15 protein-coding genes are annotated in these 17,942 nt (G+C 70.9%); 13 read left to right on the top strand and 2 right to left on the bottom strand.

The features are described 5' to 3' along the window. From AC06FP_RS16470 to AC06FP_RS16415, 12 genes are all read left to right on the top strand, one after another. Window positions 1-595 (top strand): methyl-accepting chemotaxis protein (locus AC06FP_RS16470; RefSeq protein WP_478076282.1); only part of this gene is annotated, 595 nt, incomplete at its 5' end. A 130-nt stretch (window positions 596-725) separates the two neighbouring features. Further along, window positions 726-1,496 carry a flagellar regulator YcgR PilZN domain-containing protein gene (locus AC06FP_RS16465; RefSeq protein ID WP_478076281.1) on the top strand — a complete coding sequence of 257 codons (771 nt, stop codon included), beginning with the start codon at window positions 726-728 and terminating at the stop codon, window positions 1,494-1,496. An 86-nt stretch (window positions 1,497-1,582) separates the two neighbouring features. Then, window positions 1,583-2,074 carry a chemotaxis protein CheW gene (locus AC06FP_RS16460; RefSeq protein ID WP_478076280.1) on the top strand — a complete coding sequence of 164 codons (492 nt, stop codon included), beginning with the start codon at window positions 1,583-1,585 and terminating at the stop codon, window positions 2,072-2,074. 116 nt (window positions 2,075-2,190) lie between these two features. Further along, a complete protein-coding gene (locus AC06FP_RS16455; protein ID WP_478076279.1) occupies window positions 2,191-2,571 on the top strand; it encodes a hypothetical protein in 381 nt (126 codons plus the stop codon). A gap of 82 nt (window positions 2,572-2,653) precedes the next feature. Continuing rightward, a complete protein-coding gene (locus AC06FP_RS16450; protein ID WP_478076278.1) occupies window positions 2,654-5,044 on the top strand; it encodes a methyl-accepting chemotaxis protein in 2,391 nt (796 codons plus the stop codon). A 191-nt stretch (window positions 5,045-5,235) separates the two neighbouring features. Next, on the top strand, window positions 5,236-7,386 hold the full coding sequence (locus AC06FP_RS16445; protein WP_478076277.1) for a methyl-accepting chemotaxis protein: 2,151 nt from the start codon (window positions 5,236-5,238) through the stop codon (window positions 7,384-7,386). Between the two features lie 10 nt (window positions 7,387-7,396). Then, window positions 7,397-8,242 carry a CheR family methyltransferase gene (locus tag AC06FP_RS16440; RefSeq protein ID WP_456116232.1) on the top strand — a complete coding sequence of 282 codons (846 nt, stop codon included), beginning with the start codon at window positions 7,397-7,399 and terminating at the stop codon, window positions 8,240-8,242. Next, window positions 8,239-8,835 carry a chemoreceptor glutamine deamidase CheD gene (cheD, locus tag AC06FP_RS16435; RefSeq protein ID WP_456116233.1) on the top strand — a complete coding sequence of 199 codons (597 nt, stop codon included), beginning with the start codon at window positions 8,239-8,241 and terminating at the stop codon, window positions 8,833-8,835. The genes AC06FP_RS16440 and cheD overlap by 4 nt, the downstream gene beginning before the upstream one ends. Next, on the top strand, window positions 8,832-9,914 hold the full coding sequence (locus AC06FP_RS16430) for a protein-glutamate methylesterase/protein-glutamine glutaminase (RefSeq protein WP_478076276.1): 1,083 nt from the start codon (window positions 8,832-8,834) through the stop codon (window positions 9,912-9,914). The genes cheD and AC06FP_RS16430 overlap by 4 nt, the downstream gene beginning before the upstream one ends. Window positions 9,915-9,971: 57 nt before the next feature. Next, complete coding sequence (locus AC06FP_RS16425) at window positions 9,972-12,428, top strand: sensor domain-containing protein (protein WP_478076275.1); 2,457 nt, start codon at window positions 9,972-9,974, stop codon at window positions 12,426-12,428. 73 nt (window positions 12,429-12,501) lie between these two features. Next, complete coding sequence (locus tag AC06FP_RS16420; RefSeq protein WP_478076274.1) at window positions 12,502-13,290, top strand: YggS family pyridoxal phosphate-dependent enzyme; 789 nt, start codon at window positions 12,502-12,504, stop codon at window positions 13,288-13,290. Between the two features lie 84 nt (window positions 13,291-13,374). After that, window positions 13,375-14,448, top strand: a complete 1,074-nt coding sequence (locus AC06FP_RS16415) for a restriction endonuclease (protein WP_478076273.1) — start codon at window positions 13,375-13,377, stop codon at window positions 14,446-14,448. 84 nt (window positions 14,449-14,532) lie between these two features. On the opposite strand, the gene hutC is transcribed toward AC06FP_RS16415, so the two are convergent. Then, entirely contained in the window at window positions 14,533-15,261 is a 729-nt protein-coding gene (gene hutC, locus AC06FP_RS16410) for a histidine utilization repressor (protein ID WP_456116238.1), read from the bottom strand. 19 nt (window positions 15,262-15,280) lie between these two features. Next, entirely contained in the window at window positions 15,281-16,651 is a 1,371-nt protein-coding gene (locus tag AC06FP_RS16405) for a formimidoylglutamate deiminase (protein WP_478076272.1), read from the bottom strand. A 61-nt stretch (window positions 16,652-16,712) separates the two neighbouring features. Here AC06FP_RS16405 and hutI point away from each other — a divergent pair, with 61 nt between their 5' ends. After that, window positions 16,713-17,918 carry an imidazolonepropionase gene (gene hutI, locus AC06FP_RS16400; protein WP_478076271.1) on the top strand — a complete coding sequence of 402 codons (1,206 nt, stop codon included), beginning with the start codon at window positions 16,713-16,715 and terminating at the stop codon, window positions 17,916-17,918. The last annotated feature ends 24 nt before the right edge of the window (window positions 17,919-17,942 follow it).

Here is a 17,942-nt window from a genome sequence, read left to right as displayed (position 1 = left end):
CTCGTCGAAGAAGATCGCCGACATCATCAGTGTCATCGACGGCATCGCCTTCCAGACCAACATCCTGGCGCTCAACGCCGCGGTGGAAGCGGCGCGTGCCGGCGAACAGGGCCGCGGCTTCGCCGTGGTCGCCTCGGAAGTGCGTACCCTCGCCCAGCGTTCGGCCGGCGCCGCCAAGGAGATCAAGGAGCTGATCCAGGATTCAGTCGGCAAGGTCGGCGAGGGTTCGCAGCTGGTGCACCAGGCCGGCACCACCATGGGCGAGATCGTGACCTCGGTGCAGCGCGTGACCGACATCATGGCCGAGATTTCGGCCGCCTCGCAGGAACAGAGCGCCGGCATCGAACAGGTCAACCAGACCGTGGTGCAGATGGACGAGACCACCCAGCAGAACGCCGCGCTGGTGGAGGAAGCCACCGCCGCCGCGCGTACGATGGAAGACCAGGCCAACGATCTGGCCACGGCGGTGGCGATGTTCCGCACCACGACGGCCCGCGCCGCGCCCACCGCGCGGCCGGTGCTCAAGGTCGTGCCGCCGCCGGCGCCCGCCGCGGCCATGCCGCCGGCCGACGGCGGCGACTGGCGGGAGTTCTGAGCGGCGCAAGCGCGTACGCACCGGCGCCGGAGCGCCGGTGCTAAAGAGCCATGGAACCGGGCCGATACCTCTTCATGCCCTGCCGGCATGCTGACGCCCGCAGGCCTCCGCCCTCCCTGTTCCAGAGACCATGTCCGAGCGCGAACCGACGGAATCCGCCCTTCCCTTCGACGGCAACCTGTATGCCGACGAGAAGTACATGGTCCGCAACCCGCGGCAGATCCGCGTGCTGCTGCAGGCGATGATCGACCAGCGCGCCACGATCGCGGTGCATCCCGAGGGCCGCGAGCAGTCCTACCCCGGCGCGGTGCTGGAGCTGGACGAGGACACCCTGCTGCTCGACGGCAGCCCGCTGCCGGCGGTCAACCGCAGCGTCGGCGCGGCGACGCACCTGCTGTGTTTCGCGCAGGTGGACAAGGTCATGGTGCGCTTCCGCCTGGAGCACCCGCAGGTACTGCTCGAGGACGGCCGCACCGCGTTCCGCGTCGCCTTCCCGGAAGAGGTCTACCACCTGCAGCGCCGCGAACTGTACCGGCTGGAAACGCCGGTCGGGGATTCGCCCTGGTGCGTCTTTCCCGACCCGCAGGGCGGCGACCCGCTGCGCTGGCGCGTGGTGGACATCAGCGCCGGCGGCATCGCCGTGCTGCTGCCGCCCGACCTGAACCTGCTGCGCCTGCAGCAGCGGGTTGCCGGCTGCGAACTGCAGCTGCCCGATGCCGCCGCCATCCCGGTCACCCTGGTGGTCTGCAGCCAGCTGGTGCGCAGGCAGGCCAACGGCGTCGAGCAGCAGCGCGTGGGCCTGCGCTTCGAGGACCTGCCGCGCGGCGCCGACGCCGCCATCCAGCGTTACATCTTCCGGGTGGACCGCGAACGCAAGGCGCGCATGAACGGCGGCGCCTGAAGGGCCCGCCTAAAGTCCCGGCAGCCGCGGCCGATACACGAAGTGACGCATTTGCGCACCGCATGCCGCCAGGACCAGGAACCCAGATGAACGACACCAGCGCCCACGCTGCCACCTCCGGCGGCGAGTACCTCAGCTTCACGCTCGGCAACGAGCACTACGGGGTGGACATCCTCAAAGTGCAGGAAATCCGCGGTTACGACGCCGTCACCCGCGTTCCCGACGCACCGGACTACATCAAGGGCGTGATCAACCTGCGCGGCACCATCGTGCCGGTCATCGACCTGCGCCTGAAACTGCGCCTGGACGAGGCCCGCTACGACGCCTTCACCGTGATGATCGTGCTCAACGTGGACGACCGCGTGGTGGGCATCGTGGTGGACAGCGTCTCGGACGTGATTCCGCTCGGCGCCGAGCAGATCCGCCCCAAGCCCGAATTCGGCGCCGCCGTGGACACCCGCTTCATCTCCGGCATCGGCACCCAGGACGAGCGCATGCTGATCCTGCTGGACATCGAAACCCTGCTCGATACCGCCGACCTGGGCCAGGCGCCGGTGGCGGAAGACGCCGCGGCCTGAGAAAAACAAGAGGTCCATCACATTTTCACGCGTTCGTCATCAATCATCGGCCGCGCCTGCCGATACCGAACGCATGTCCGGCTGTTTGCCGGTGAACCCCATTCCGGAGAAAACCGATGTCCAAGCCCCTCATTTCGCTGATGTCCGCGGCCCTGCTGGCGAGCGTGTCCCTGGCCGCCGCCGCCGACGAGATGATCCCGCCGGAAAACGCCGCCCGCTTCGCCGGCAAGGACGGCATGGTCTGCGGCAAGGTCGAGAAGGCCCGCTACGCCGAAGGCTCCGAAGGCCAGCCCACCTTCCTGCACATGGGCGGCGCGTTCCCGCGCCACACCTTCTCGGCGCGCATCCCGGGCTCGGCGCGCGGCAATTTCAGCTTCGACCTGATGACCCTGGAAGGCAAGACCGTGTGCGCGATCGGCAAGATCCAGCGCGACGCCTCGCGCGCGGAGATCGAGATCACCACGCCCTCCAACCTGAAGCTGGCCAACATCAAGTAATCCATCCCGTCGTCGCCGCGCCGGCGCCTGCCGGCGCGGTCCCGCGGCCACGCCCGGGAATGCAGCAGGAGACAGCGCAACCATGCAGTGGATCAAGAACCTCAACCTGATGCCGAAGCTGATGCTCACCTTCGGCATCGTCCTGTTCGTGATGCTGATCCAGGGCATCGTGGCCTATCGCGGCCTGCACTCGCTGGACAGCGTCACCAACGAGATCGTCGACAAGCGCATGACCGGCCTGCGCACCACCGGCGAACTGTCCAGCATGGTCAGCGAGTACCGCAACGCGTCCTACCAGAGCCTGGTCCGCGCCAGCGACGAGGTGAAGGCCGATGCGAAGAAGCGCGCCGGCGAGCTGCGCACGCAGATCGATGAGACCATGGCCGCTTACGCCAAGCGCATCGACACGCCCGAGCAGCGCAAGCTGTTCGACGCCTTCGTCGCCGACTGGGACAGCACCAAGAAGTCCTACGACTCGGTGACCGAGATGCTGGAACTGGACCTGCCCGACGACGCGGTGGACACCTTCGTCGGCGAGACCCGCAACCTGCACCGCAAGGCCACCGCCTCGCTGCAGGCGCTGTCCGACGACGAGAACAGTCGGGCCCAGGCGGCCAGCGACCAGGCCGCCGAAACCTATTCGGCCTCGGCCACCATCACCGTGATCACCGTACTGGTCGGCGCCGGCGCCGGCCTGCTGCTGGCCTGGCTGTTCGCCCGTTCGCTGGTCGGTTCGATGCGTGGCGCCGTGGACGTGGCCAACGAGATCGCCGGCGGCAAGCTCGACGGCACCATCGACACCCGCCGCGCCGATGAAGTCGGCGAACTGCTGCGCGCCATGCAGCGCATGCAGCGCGACCTGCGCGAGCGCATCGAACGCGACCAGGCGGTGGCCGCCGAGAACCTGCGCATCCGCACCGCGCTGGACTACTCCTCCACCGGCGTCTACCTGACCAACTCCGAACTGCAGATCGTCTATGCCAACCGGGCGTTGGCGCACACGCTGGAGCGCCATGCCGGCGACATCAGCGCCGCGCTCGATCATTTCGACGCCTCGCGCCCGCTGGTCGGCCAGCCGGTCACCGCGCTGGAATTCCGCGGCGAGATGGATCACAGCGTGCTCGACGCGCTGCAGCGCGATGGCGTGGCCTCGCGCCAGATGCGCTACGGCGACGCCCAGTTCGCGCAGACCATCTCGGCCATCCGCGACGACGCCGGCAGCGTGGTCGGCCATGTCGTCGAATGGCGCGACCGCACCACCGAGGCCATGGTGGAACGCGAGGTCGCGCGGGTGATCGACGCCGCCGCCGCGGGCGACCTGAGCGGCCGTATCGGTACCGAAGGCAAGGAAGGCTTCTTCCTGGAACTGGCGCGCCAGCTCAACAGCCTGCTCGACGCCAACGCCAGCAGTCTGGAACAGATCTCCGGCCTGCTGTCGGCGCTGTCGCAGGGCGACCTGACCGTGCGCATGCAGGGCGATTTCCGCGGCGTGTTCGCCAGAATGCGCGACGACGCCAATGCCACCACCGAACAGCTGACCGCCATCGTCGGCCGCATCAAGCAGTCCACCGCCGCGATCAACTCCGCCGCCGGCGAGATCGCCTCGGGCAACAACGACCTGTCGCGCCGCACCGAGCAGCAGGCCGCCAACCTGGAAGAAACCGCCGCCTCCATGGAGGAATTGACCTCCACCGTGCGCCAGAACGCCGAGCACGCCCGCCAGGCCAACCAGCTGGCCCAGGGCGCGGCGACCGTGGCCTCGCAGGGCGGTGAAGTCGTGGGCCAGGTGGTCACCACCATGTCGGCCATCGAGGCTTCGTCGAAGAAGATCGCCGACATCATCAGCGTCATCGACGGCATCGCCTTCCAGACCAACATCCTGGCGCTCAACGCCGCGGTGGAAGCCGCGCGTGCCGGCGAGCAGGGCCGCGGCTTCGCCGTGGTCGCCTCGGAAGTGCGTACCCTCGCCCAGCGTTCGGCCGGCGCCGCCAAGGAGATCAAGGAGCTGATCCAGGATTCGGTCGGCAAGGTCGGCGAGGGTTCGCAGCTGGTGCGCCGCGCCGGCAGCACCATGGGCGAGATCGTCAGCTCGGTGCAGCGCGTGACCGACATCATGGCCGAGATCAGTGCCGCCTCGCAGGAACAGAGCGCCGGCATCGAGCAGGTCAACCAGACCGTCACCCAGATGGACGAGACCACCCAGCAGAACGCCGCGCTGGTGGAGGAAGCCACCGCCGCCGCGCGGTCGATGGAAGAACAGGCCGCGCACCTGGCCGAAGCCGTGGCCCTGTTCCGCCTGGACGAGCACGACGCCCCGGCGGTCGCGCTCAAGGTGGCGCCGGCGCCCGTGGCGGTCGCCAGCGCACCGCCGGCACCCCAGGCCGCGGCGGCCTACACCCCCGAACCCAGGCCACGCGCCCCGGCCCGCGCCGCCGTCGCCGAAGCCCTCGATTCGGACTGGCAGGAATTCTGATCCGTTCCCCGCACAACCCCGGCTCATGCCGGGGTTGTGCTGTGGGCCATCCGTCGCGCGGGCCCACGCCCATCGGCGCCCGCGGCAGGCCGCCGGCTCAACTTGCGCAGGGCCCGGCCGATATCCACACGTGAAGTCCCGCCTCCGTGTCCCACGTCGCGGCGGCCATTCCCCCCACTCATCCCTCGCGCATGAACATCTTCCGTACCTGGTCGCGTTTCTTCTCCAACATTTCCGTGCGTGGCAAGCTCAACCTGCTCACGATCATCATCGCCATCGGCGTGGTCACGCTGGCGGTGGTCGCCGCGCGCATGCAGTACCTCGACCTCTACGAGACCCGCAAGGTCTCGCTGCAGAGCGATGTCGAACTGACCTATGGCGTGCTGGACCACTACGTCCAGCGCGTCGCCGACGGCACCCTGCCGCTGGAGCGCGCCCAGGCCGAGGCCATCGCCGCGCTGGAAACCATGCGCGCCAAGGGCGACTCCAGTTACTTCAACGTCTACAGCACCGACTACGTCGTGCTGATGCACCCGTTCCGCAAGGACCTGGTCGGCAAGGACATGAAGGATTTCCGCAGCGAGGACGGCGTGCGCCTGTACCACGACCAGGTCGAGGCGGCGAAGAACGGCGGCGGCTACGTCGGCTACGAATGGGCCAAGCCCGGGCAGAAGAACCCCGTGCCCAAGCTCGCCTATGCCGGGATGTACAAGCCCTGGAACTGGGTGATCTCCACCGGCGTCTACATGGACGACGTGCAGGGCCAGGCGCTGCGCTTCACCGGCATCATGACCCTGGCCGGCGGCGTGCTGGTGCTGCTGGTGCTGGCCCTGAGCTGGGTGATCGGCAGCCGCATCGTACTGCCGCTGCGCAAGGCCACCGCCGTCGCCGACGCCATCGCTGGCGGCCGCCTGGACAACGCCATCGCCCAGACCTCGCGCGACGAGGCCGGCCAGCTGCTGGGCAGCATGCAGCGCATGCAGACCCAGCTGCAGGCGGTGATCGCCGCCCAGCGCGAGATGGAACGCCAGCATGACGCCGGCATCATCAGCTACCGCATGGACCACGATGCCTTCCCCGGCGACTACGGGGTGATGGTCGCCGGCACCAACCAGCTGGTAGGCAACCATATCGGCGTAAAGATGCAGGTGATCGAACTGGCGCAGCGCTATGCCGTGGGCGACCTGGCCCGCGACATGCCGCAGCTGCCCGGCGAGAAGGCCGAGATCACCGAAACCATGGCGATGATCAAGCGCAACCTCACCGCGATCAGCAGCGAAATCCGCCGCCTGAGCGGCGCCGCGGCCGCCGGCGACTTCAGCCAGCGCGGCGACGAGGACCGCTTCCAGCACGACTTCCGGCAGATGGTGCACAACCTCAACGCGATGATGGAGGCCACCGACCACAGCCTGGCCGAGACCTCCAGCCTGCTGCAGGCCATCGCCCGCGGCGACCTCACCGCGCGCATGCACGGCGACTTCCAGGGCGTGTTCGCGCGGATGCGCGACGATGCCAACGCCACCGTGGCGCAGCTGACCTCGATCGTCGGCCGCATCCAGCAGGCCGCTTCCAGCATCAACCTGGCCGCCTCGGAGATCGCCACCGGCAACAACGACCTGTCGCGCCGCACCGAGCAGCAGGCGGCCAACCTGGAAGAAACCGCCGCCTCGATGGAGGAACTGACCTCCACCGTGCGCCAGAACGCCGAGCATGCGCGCCAGGCCAACCAGCTGGCCCAGGGCGCGGCCGGCGTCGCCTCGCAGGGCGGCCAGGTGGTCGGCCAGGTGGTCACCACCATGGCCGACATCGAAGCGGCCTCGCGCAGGATCGCCGACATCATCAGCGTCATCGACGGCATCGCCTTCCAGACCAACATCCTGGCGCTCAACGCCGCGGTGGAAGCGGCGCGTGCCGGCGAACAGGGCCGCGGCTTCGCCGTGGTCGCCTCGGAGGTGCGCACGCTGGCGCAGCGTTCGGCCGGCGCCGCCAAGGAGATCAAGGGGCTGATCGAGGACTCGGTCGGCAAGGTGGCCGAAGGCTCGACGCTGGTGCACCAGGCTGGCAGCACCATGGGCGAGATCGTCACCTCGGTGCAGCGCGTGACCGACATCATGGCCGAGATCTCCGCCGCCTCGCAGGAACAGAGCGCCGGCATCGAACAGGTCAACCAGACCGTCACCCAGATGGACGAAACCACCCAGCAGAACGCCGCCCTGGTGGAGGAAGCCACCGCCGCCGCACGCGCCATGGAGGAACAGGCCGTGGTGCTGAACGATGCCGTGTCGGTGTTCCGCCTGCAGGCCCCCGCCGCCGCTCCCCGCACTCTGGCCCTGGCCAGCTGAGGTCCGCACGGTGTCCCTGCCCGCTCCCGCCTCCCGCGACTTCGAGTTCAACGACCGCGATTTCCGCCGCGTCTGCGAACTGATCCACAAGCGCGCCGGCATCGCGCTGGCGCCGGCCAAGCGCGACATGGTCTACGGGCGCCTGTCGCGCCGGCTGCGCGCGCTCGGCCTGCAGTCGTTCGAGGACTACCTGGACCGGCTAGAGCGCAACGGCGGCGACGAATGGCAGGCGTTCACCAACGCCCTGACCACCAACCTGACCTCGTTCTTCCGCGAACCGCACCACTTCGAGAAGCTGCGCGAGGAACTGCAGGCGCGCGCCCACCGCGCGCCGCTGCAGATCTGGTCGTGCGCGGCGTCCACCGGCGAGGAACCCTACTCGCTGGCGATCACCGCCTGCGAGACCTTCAACAGCCTCACCCCGCCGGTGCGCATCCTGGCCACCGACGTCGATACCCAGGTGCTGGCCACCGGCGCGCAGGGCGTGTACCCGGTCGAGCGCATCGCCGGCCTGGATGCGTCGCTCAAGCGCCGTTACTTCCAGCGCGGCACCGGCCCCAACGAGGGCAAGTGCCGCGTGCTGCCGGCGCTGCGCAGGCTGATCGAGTTCCGCCAGCTCAACCTGCTGGCGCCGCGCTACGACGTCGGCGGCCCCTACGACGCCCTGTTCTGCCGCAACGTGATGATCTATTTCGACAAACCCACCCAGCGCGGCATCCTGTCGCGGCTGGTGCAGCACATGGGCGACGACGGCCTGCTCTACACCGGCCATTCGGAGAACTACCTGCACGCGGCCGACCTGATCCAGCCATGCGGGCGCACCCTGTACCGGCGCGCGCCCGGGGCGGGGGCATGAACATGGCCGCTCCCGCCGACGATGTGATGCGCTACCGCGATGCGCGCTTCCAGACCATCGCCGCCAAGCTGCTGCCCACCCAGTACCTGGTGGTGGACGACGACACCGCCCTGACCACCACCCTGGGTTCCTGCGTGGCCGCCTGCATCCGCGACCCGGTGCTCAAGGTCGGTGGCATGAACCACTTCCTGCTGCCCGACGGCAACGTCGGCGACGGCGCGCCCGCGCGCTACGGCAGCTATGCGATGGAGTTGCTGATCAACGACCTGCTCAAGCGCGGCGCCCACCGCAAGCGCCTGGAGGCCAAGGTGTTCGGCGGCGCCAACGTGCTCAAGGGCTTCACCAGCAACCCGGTCGGCACCCGCAACGCCGAGTTCGTGCGCCAGTACCTGCGCGCCGAGCACATCCCGGTGATCGCCGAGGACCTGCTCGGCATCCACCCGCGCAAGGTCTGGTTCTTCCCGCAGACCGGCCGCGTGGTCGTGCAGCGCCTGCCGCACGCGCACGAAGCCGAGGTCGCCGCCGCCGAATCGGCGGTGCGCGCCCGCCTGTCCAGGGCCCCGGTCACCGGTGGCGTGGAGTTGTTCGAATGAGCCCGCAGGCGCCCTGCCGCGTCCTGGTCGTGGACGATTCGGCGCTGGTCCGGCAGATCCTCACCGACCTGCTGGCGCGCGACCCCGGCATCGAGGTGGTCGGCACCGCCTCCGATCCGCTGATCGCGCGCGAGAAGATCAAGCGCCTGAACCCGGACGTGCTGACCCTGGACGTGGAAATGCCGCGCATGGACGGGCTGGCCTTCCTGGAGAACCTGATGCGGCTGCATCCGTTGCCGGTGGTGATGGTGTCCTCGCTCACCGAGCGCGGCGCCGACACCACCCTGCAGGCGCTGGCGCTGGGCGCGGTGGATTTCGTCGCCAAGCCCAGACTCGACGTGGCGCGCGGCCTGGAAAACTACGCCGCCGAAATCTGCGCCAAGGTCAAGACGGCCGCGCGCTCGCGGGTGCGCGCGCTGGCGGTGCCGTCGCAGGCAAAGCGCACGCTGGATACGATCGCGCCATCGGCGGCACCGGCCCCGGCGTCCTCGCTGAAGTTCCGCACCACCGACCGCCTGATCGCCATCGGTTCCTCGGCCGGCGGCACCGAGGCGCTGCGCGTGGTGCTGGAAATGATGCCGGCCGACGCGCCGGCCATCGTGCTCACCCAGCACCTGCCGGCCAGTTTCAGCAGCGCCTTCGCCGAACGCCTGGACCGCCACTCGGCCATGTCGGTGCGCGAGGCCAGCGATGGCGAGGCGATCCTGCCGGGCCATGCCTACCTGCCGGTCGGCGGCCGCCACCTGCGCATCATCCGCGACGGCGCGCGCTGGCGCTGCCGCATCGACGACACCCCGCCGGTGAACCTGCACAAGCCGGCGGTGGACGTGCTGTTCCGCTCGGTCGCGCAGAACGCCGGCGCCAACGCCATCGGCGCCATCCTCACCGGCATGGGCGACGACGGCGCGCGCGGCCTGCTGGAGATGAAACAGGCCGGTGCCCGCACCCTGGTGCAGGACGAGGCCAGCAGCGTGGTCTGGGGCATGCCCGGCGCGGCGTTCAAGCTCGGCGCCGCCGACGAGGTGGTGCCGCTGGACCAGGTCGCCGCGCGCCTGCTGGCCTGGGCGCAGCAGGGCTAGCCGATGTCGGGCGCCGCGCCGGCCGGAACACCGGCATCGACACCGGCGGCGGCCGCCATGGCCGATGACACGGCGCTGCGCCAGAGCCTGCAGGAGGCGGCCGATGGCCTGCTGCTCATCGACCAGGACGGACGCCTCCCGTTCTGCAACCGCAGGGCCTGCGAACTGCTCGGCCTGGACGATGCCGCGACCGCCCTGCCGGAGCTGCTGACCACCGACGAGCACGCACGCTGGCTTGAAGCGCAACCGGCCCCGCTGCTGCTGGCCGCCGATGCGCGGCCCGGCCGCCGCGGCGACCTCTGGCTGAGCACCGGCCATGGCGCTTTCCCGCGCCTGGCCACGCTGCGCCCGGCCGCCGGGCACGCCCGCGAACCGGAATACATCGGCCTGCTGTCGCAGGCGCTGGACAGCAGCGACAACGCCATCTTCCTGTGCGACAGCCAGGCGCGCATCCGCTACGTCAACACCGGTTTCGTGCGCATGCTCGGCCATGCGCCGGACCAAGCGCTGGGCCGGCAGCCGCGCGAGCTGATCCGTGGCCCGCATACCGACGTGGCGACGCTGGACCGGCTGGGCGACCAGCACCGCGCCGGCCGCGCCCACCGCGACCACGTGCTCGGCTACCGCAGGGACGGCAGCCCGCTGTGGCTGTCGGTGGTCGCCACGCCGCTGGCCGGTGCGCCGCACACCCTGGTCAACGTGTTCACCGACATCACCGAATCCAAGACCCACGAGGTGCTCAACGGCAAGGTGCTGGACGCGCTGGCGCGCGAGCAGCCGCTGGCCACGACCATGGCCCTGGTACGCGAGGAAATCGAGCGCGTCGCCCCCGACCTGCGCGTGGCGGTGACCCGTGGCGAGGCCGACGGGCGCCTGTCCGTGCTCGCCGCGCCCGCCGCGCTGATGCCGGCCGGCGGGACCACCGCCTGGGACCACCCGGCCTGCCTGCAGGCGCTGCGCCGCGGGCGCGCGGTGGAAGTGGAAGACATCGCCCGCGATCCGATGCTGGACAGCCACCGCGCGGGGCTGCTGGCGCAGGGCCTGCGCGCATGCTGGTCCAACCCGATCCGCTCCACCGCCGGCCAGGTGCTGGGCACGCTGTCCTTCCACTGCCACCGCCCGGGTCCGCCCACCGCCTGGCACCGGCGCCTGGCCGAGCTGTGCCTGCACCTGTGCGCGCTGGCGCTGGAGCGCGAGCAGGCGCGCTCGCGCATGCACCGCCTGGCGTTCTACGACGTGCTCACCGGCCTGCCCAACCGGCTGATGTTCAACGCGCTGAGCGAACAGCCCCTGCTGCAGGCCGAGCAGCACGGCACGCCGATGGCGCTGCTGTACCTCACCCTGGACCGCTTCAAGCGCATCAACGAAAGCCAGGGCCACGCGGCCGGCGACGGCCTGCTGCGCGACCTGGCGCGGCGCCTGCACGACATCGCCGGCGCCGAGGCGGTGATCGCCCGCCAGGTCGCCGACGAGTTCACCGTGCTGGTCCCGCACTGCGCGCAGCACCAGGTCGCCACGCTGTGCGAGGCGCTGCTGGCGATGATCGCCGCCCCCACCGTGGTCGGCAGCATGACCCTGCACGCCAGCGCCAGCATCGGCGTGGCGATGTACCCGGACGATGGCCGCGCGCTGGACACCCTGCTGCGCCACGCCGACCTGGCCATGCGCCGGGCCAAGGACGAGGGCGGCGGGCGCTTCCGCTTCTTCAGCGCCGACATGAACCGGCTGGCGCAGGAGCGCCTGCTGCTGGAGGCCACGCTGCGCGAATCGCTGCGCCACGGCGGCCTGCGCCTGCACTACCAGCCGCAGGTGCACGGCGACGGCAGCGGCCTGTACGGCGTGGAAGCGCTGCTGCGCTGGCGCCACCCGCACCTGGGCGACATTGCGCCGGCGCGCTTCGTGCCGCTGGCCGAGGAATGCGGGCTGATGGCCGAACTGAGCCGCTGGGTGCTGGAGGAAGCCTGCCGCCAGCACGCGCACTGGCGCGACCGCGGCCTGGACATACCGCGCATCGCGGTGAACCTGTCGGCCAGCGCCTTCGAACTGCCCAGCCTGGTCGACGAGGTACGCGGCCTGCTGGAACGCCACCAGTTGGCGCCCGGCGCGCTGGTGCTGGAGATCACCGAGGGCGTGATGCTCTCCGAACAGCCGCAGGTGCCGGCCAACCTGCGCGCCCTGCACGCGCTGGGCGTGCAGCTGTCGCTGGACGATTTCGGCACCGGCTATTCCAGCCTCAGCCACCTGCACCGCCTGCCGATCAGCGAGATGAAACTGGACCGCAGCTTCATCAGCGGGATCGGCCACGACCCGACCGCCGGCGCGCTGATCCTGTCGGTGCTGCGCATCGGCGAGAGCCTGGGCAAGCACGTGGTCGCCGAGGGCGTGGAAACCGAGGCCCAGCGCCGGTTCCTGACCGACAACGGTTCGCCGGTGCTGCAGGGCTACCTGTTCGCGCCCGCCCTGTCGGCCGAAGCCTTCGAACGATGGCTGGGCGGACAGGCCGGCGCGTCATAGGCCGCCCTGCCCCACCGACGTGGCCGGACGGCCGATAATGCAGCCGCACCACCGCTGCCCAAGGAACGCCCCCATGACGGACACCCCCACCCGCCACGACCAGCACGGCCGCTACCCCCGCGCCGAGACCGTCGACGACTTCCGGCACAACCTCGAGGTGGTCCGGGCGCGCATCGCCGCCGCCTGCCGCCGCGCCGGGCGCGATGCGGCCAGCGTGCGCCTGCTGCCGGTCAGCAAGACCATCGACGAGGCGCGCATCCGCCAGGCCTACGCCGCCGGCTGCCGCTTCCTCGGCGAGAACAAGGTGCAGGAAGCGCACCACAAGTGGGAGGCGATGCAGGACCTGGCCGACCTGCGCTGGTCGGTGATCGGCCACCTGCAGACCAACAAGGCCAAGCTGGTGGCGCGTTTCGCCAGCGAGTTCCAGGCGCTGGACAGCCTGCGCCTGGCCGAAACCCTGGACCGCCGCCTGCAGCTGGAAGGCCGCACGCTCGACGTGTTCGTGCAGGTCAACACCTCCGGAGAGGACAGCAAGTACGGCCTGGCGCCGGCCGAGGTGCCGGCCTTCGTCCGCGAGCTGCCGCGGTTCCCGGCCCTGCGCGTACGCGGGCTGATGACCCTGGCGCTGTTCTCCGACGACGCCGAGCGCGTGCGCGCCTGCTTCGTGCGCCTGCGCGGGCTGCGCGACCGGCTGCGCCAGGAGGCACCGGACGGCATCGGCCTGGACGAGCTGTCGATGGGCATGTCCGGCGATTTCGAGATCGCCATCGAGGAAGGCGCCACCGTGGTGCGCGTCGGCCAGGCCATCTTCGGCGCGCGCGCGGTTCCGGACAGCCACTACTGGCCGGACGGCACCGGCTGAACGCATGCCACCGGCACGCTTCGGCCACGCCGGAAGCGCTATAAACTGCGCGCCTGCCTTCCCGCCCCCTCACCGGACGCAACGATGTTTTCCTGGATCCTGGCCCTGCTGCTCGCACTGTTCGTCTGGGGCCTGGCCTCCGCCTGGCTGTGGATGGTCAGGCGCCGGAAGACCGAGACGCAGCATGGCCTGGCCGCGCTGGCGGGCATGCGCTGGCGCGAGTTCTCGCAGATCGTGCGGCGCGCGATGGGCGAACAGCGCGGCCTGCGCGACCTGTCCGGCGAGGACAACAGCGACCGCGGCACCAGCAGCGACTTCCTGATGGAGCGCGACGGCCAGCGCTGGCTGCTGTCGTGCAAGCACGGCCGCGCCTACCGGATCGGCGCCCCGGCGATCACCGAACTGGGCGCCGCCCTGCGCCTGACCGGCGCGACCGGCGGCATCCTCATCACCGAGGGGCGGGTCGAACGCGACGGCCTGGCCGCCGCGGAAAAGGAATCCATCGAAGTGCTGGACGGCCGCGTGCTGTGGCAGGTGCTGGCGCCCTGCGTGCCCGGGGACATGCGCACCATGGTGGAAGGCATCGCCCGCCGCGAAGCGGTGCGGCAGACCGGCATCGCCGCGCTCGGCGCGGTGGCGGTGGGCCTGCTGGCCGGGCTGGGCTACATGACCACGCAGGTGGACGGGAACCTTTCCGCGCCGGCGAGCGCGCCCGTGGCGGCACCGGCGCCAGCGGCCGCCGCACGGCGCGCACCGGCGACCGCCGCGCCCACCGCGCCCCCGGCGTCGGCATCGGCGTCGGCGTCGGCGAAGAACGAGGCGGCCGCTCCTGTCGTGGCCGCCACCGCGCCGCAGTCCACGCCTGCCTCCGCCAGGACCGACACGGACGACCTGCAGGCAGACCCCGATCCGGAAACCCTGCTGCGTTACCAGCAGGCGGTTTCCAGGAAACTGGCCGCCACGCCCGGCGTCATCAGCGGCATCTGGCTGACCCGCTCCACCCTGTCGGTGGAACGCAGCGGCGACGACGACGCGGTGTGGCCGCTGATCTGCCGCGAGGTCGAGCACTACCCGGCGCTGCGCACCGTGCGCATCCAGCTCAACCCGCGCCCCGGCACCGGCGAACCGGTGCGCTGGCGGCAGTGCCGCACGTTCTGACCCGCCGGCGCCGGGCCCGCCCCGCACCGGCGGTACCGGGAAATCCGCATGCGGGGCCAGCCCCGCCCCTGCAACGGCGGCCGGTCAGCGCCCGCCCGGCGCGAAGCGCGCGATCAGGTCGTAGGCATCGCCCAGGAATTTCTGCCGCACCCAGGTGATCGGCGTTTCGCCACGCCAGGTCTGGCGGTCGATGACCAGGCAGGCGGTGCCCACCGGCACGTCCAGCAGCGCGGCCTCGGCGGCGCTGGCGGCCACCGCGCTGATGCGGTGCTGGCCGCGCGTCCACGACACGTTCTGCAGCAGCCAGCTGCCGGGCGCATGGGTGGAGAAATCCACCGTCAGCGTTTCCGGCACGGCCCCGGGGTTGATCAGGCGCCGCTCCAGCGCCAGCGGCCGGCCGTCGGCCAGGTGCAGGCAGCGCATCGCCAGCAGTTCGCCCTCGCCCACCAGCCGCACTTCCTCGGGCACCGCGGCGTCGGCGCGGCGCTGCTGCCGTTCCAGCAGCTGGAACCCGTAGCGGTGGCCACGCTCGTTCACCGCCAGCGCGATGTCGGGAATCTCCAGCGCCACCTGCTCCAGGTGCGGCGGCTGCCGCGCGACGAACGAACCGGCGCGGCGGCGGCGCTCGATCATGCCGCTCTCGGCCAGCGCGGTGAGCACCTTGTTCACCGTCATGCGCGAGCAGCCGTACTGCGCCATCAGCTCGTGCTCGTAGGGAATGCGGAAGCCCGGTGCCCACTCGCCGCTGAGGATGCGGCTTTCGATGTCGCCGCGGATGCGCTGGTTGAGGCTGGGCGCCTTCCTGTTCTTCACTCGCTCGTCCTGTCTTGGCTCAGCCCAGTATCCGCTGCAACGCGGCCCGATAGCGCGCGGCCACCGCGTCGCGGCGCACGTGGCGGCCGTCGCGGACCCACTGGCGGCCATTGCGCCATACCGAGCGCACCGCGCCGCCGCGCGCGGCGAACACCCAGCTGTCCAGCAGCGCGTCGCCCGCGCGGCCCAGCAGCGCCGGATGCGCGGTGTCCAGCTCGACCAGGTCGGCCGGCGCGCCGGCGGCCAGCCCGGCCGCCACGCCCAGCGCCTGCGCGGCGCCGTCCTGCGCCTGCTGGTACAGCCAGCGGCCGCTGGACAATTCACCCGGCGAAATCACGTTGCGCCCGCGCAGCGCAAGCCGCTGGCCGTATTCGAGCAGGCGCAGCTCCTCGGCGGCGTCGATCAGCACGTTGGAATCGGAGCCGACGCCGAAACGCCCGCCGTGGCCCACGAATTCGCGCATCGGGAACAGGCCGTCGCCCAGGTTGGCCTCGGTGACCGGGCACAGCCCGGCCACGGCACGGCGGCCGGCGATGCCGCGGACTTCCTCATCCTGCAGATGGGTGGCATGCACCAGGCACCAGCGTTCGTCCACCGGCATGTTGCCCAGCAGCCACTGCACCGGGCGCTGCCCGCTCCAGGCCAGGCAGGCCTCGACCTCGCGCACCTGTTCGGCGATATGGATGTGGACCGGCCCGTCCACCAGCGCCGGCAATGCCTGCAGTTCCTGCGGCGTGCACGCACGCAGGCTGTGCGGCGCCAGCCCCAGCACCGCATCCGGGGTGTCGCGCAGCGCCTGCCGGCAGCCCTCCAGCAGCGCGGCGAAGCCGTCGACGTCGTGCAGGAAGCGGCGCTGCGCCGGCAGCGGCGCGGCGCCGCCGAAATCGCTGTGCGCGTAGAACACCGGCAGCAGGGTCAGGCCCAGCCCGGTGCCGGCGGCCGCCGCGGCGACGCGGCCGGCCATCTCGGCGTGGTCGGCGTAGCGCCCGCCGTCCGGCGCATGGTGCAGGTAGTGGAACTCGCCTACGCGGGTGAAGCCCGATTCCAGCATCTCCATGTAGGCCTGTTCGGCCACCGCCTGGAAATCGTCCGGGGTCAGCCGGTCCAGGAAGCGGTACATCAGCTCGCGCCAGCTCCAGAAGCTGTCGCCCGAGCGCCCGCCCACCTCGGTCAGGCCGGCCATGGCGCGCTGGAAGGCGTGGCTGTGCAGGTTGCCCAGCCCCGGCACCACCACGCCCAGCGGCTGCGCGCCGGGGGCGGCCGGCGCATCGGCGGTCACCGACACGATGCGGCCCTGCGCGCACTCGATGCTCACCGCCTGCGCCCAGCCCTGCGGCAGCAGGGCGTGCGCGGCGTGGAAACGGACCGGACTGGAAACCTCGTTCGCCATCACTGGACACTCTCCGTGGGTGGTGATTATTGTATATACAAATAAACGCGGAAGGGTGCTCATGCACTGCGATACGGTCTGGCACAACGCCCATCTGATGACGCTCGATGATGCATCCGGCGGTCTTGGCATCGTGCGCGACGGCGTGCTCGCCGCCCACGACGGGCGCATCGTGCACGTCGGCCCCGCCGCCACCGCGCCGGCCTTCGACGCCGCCCGGCGCATCGACTGCGGCGGCCGCTGGATCGGCCCCGGCTTGGTCGACTGCCACACCCACCTGGTCTACGCCGGCAACCGCGCCAACGAATTCGAGCAGCGCCTGCAGGGCGTGAGCTACGCCGACATCGCCCGCGCCGGCGGCGGCATCGTCGCCACGGTGCGCGCCACCCGCGATGCCGACGACGCCGCGCTGGTCGCCGCCACCCTGCCCCGCCTGGACGCGATGCTGGCCGAAGGCGTCACCACCATCGAGATCAAGTCCGGCTACGGGCTGGCGCTGGACGACGAGCGCAAGCAGCTGCGCGTCGCCCGGCAGCTGCAACAGCTGCGCCGTGTCGACGTGGTCCCCACCTTCCTCGGCGCGCATGCGGTGCCGCCGGGCCGCCAGGCGCAGGAGTACATCGACGAAGTCTGCCAGGTCATGATCCCGGCCATCGCCGCCGAAGGCCTGGCCGAGGCGGTGGACGTGTTCTGCGAGAACATCGCCTTCTCGCGCGCGCAGGCCGCGCAGGTATTCGAGGCCGCGCACCGCCACGGGCTGGCGGTGAAGATTCACGCCGAACAGCTCAGCAACCAGCACGGCGCCGAACTGGCGGCGCGGCATGGCGCGCTGTCGGCCGACCACATCGAACACCTGGACGAGGCCGGCATCGCCGCGATGCGCGCGGCCGGCACCGTCGCCGTGCTGCTGCCGGCGGCGTTCTACTTCACCCGCGACACCACCGTGCCGCCGATCCAGCAACTGCGCGAGGCCGGCGTGCCGCTGGCGCTGGCCACCGACAGCAACCCCGGCACCTCGCCGCTGACCAGCCCGCTGCTGGCGATGAACATGGGCGCGACCCTGTTCCGCATGACCGTGGACGAATGCATCGCCGGCTTCACCCGCGAAGCGGCGCGCGCGCTCGGCCGCTTCGAGCGCATCGGCCGGCTCGCCGCGGGCCTGGACTGCGACCTGGCGGTCTGGGACATCGAGGCCCCGGCCGACCTGGTCTACCGCATGGGCTTCAACCCGCTGCACGCGCGCGTGTTCCGCGGACAGACACCGTAGCGGCCCGCCCGGACCATGCCTTCC

The sequence above is a fragment of the Stenotrophomonas sp. Steno-Z2 genome, assembly GCF_056393235.1.
The sequence above is the reverse complement of the archived record's forward strand: the minus strand, read 5'-3'. Positions and strand labels throughout refer to the sequence as shown.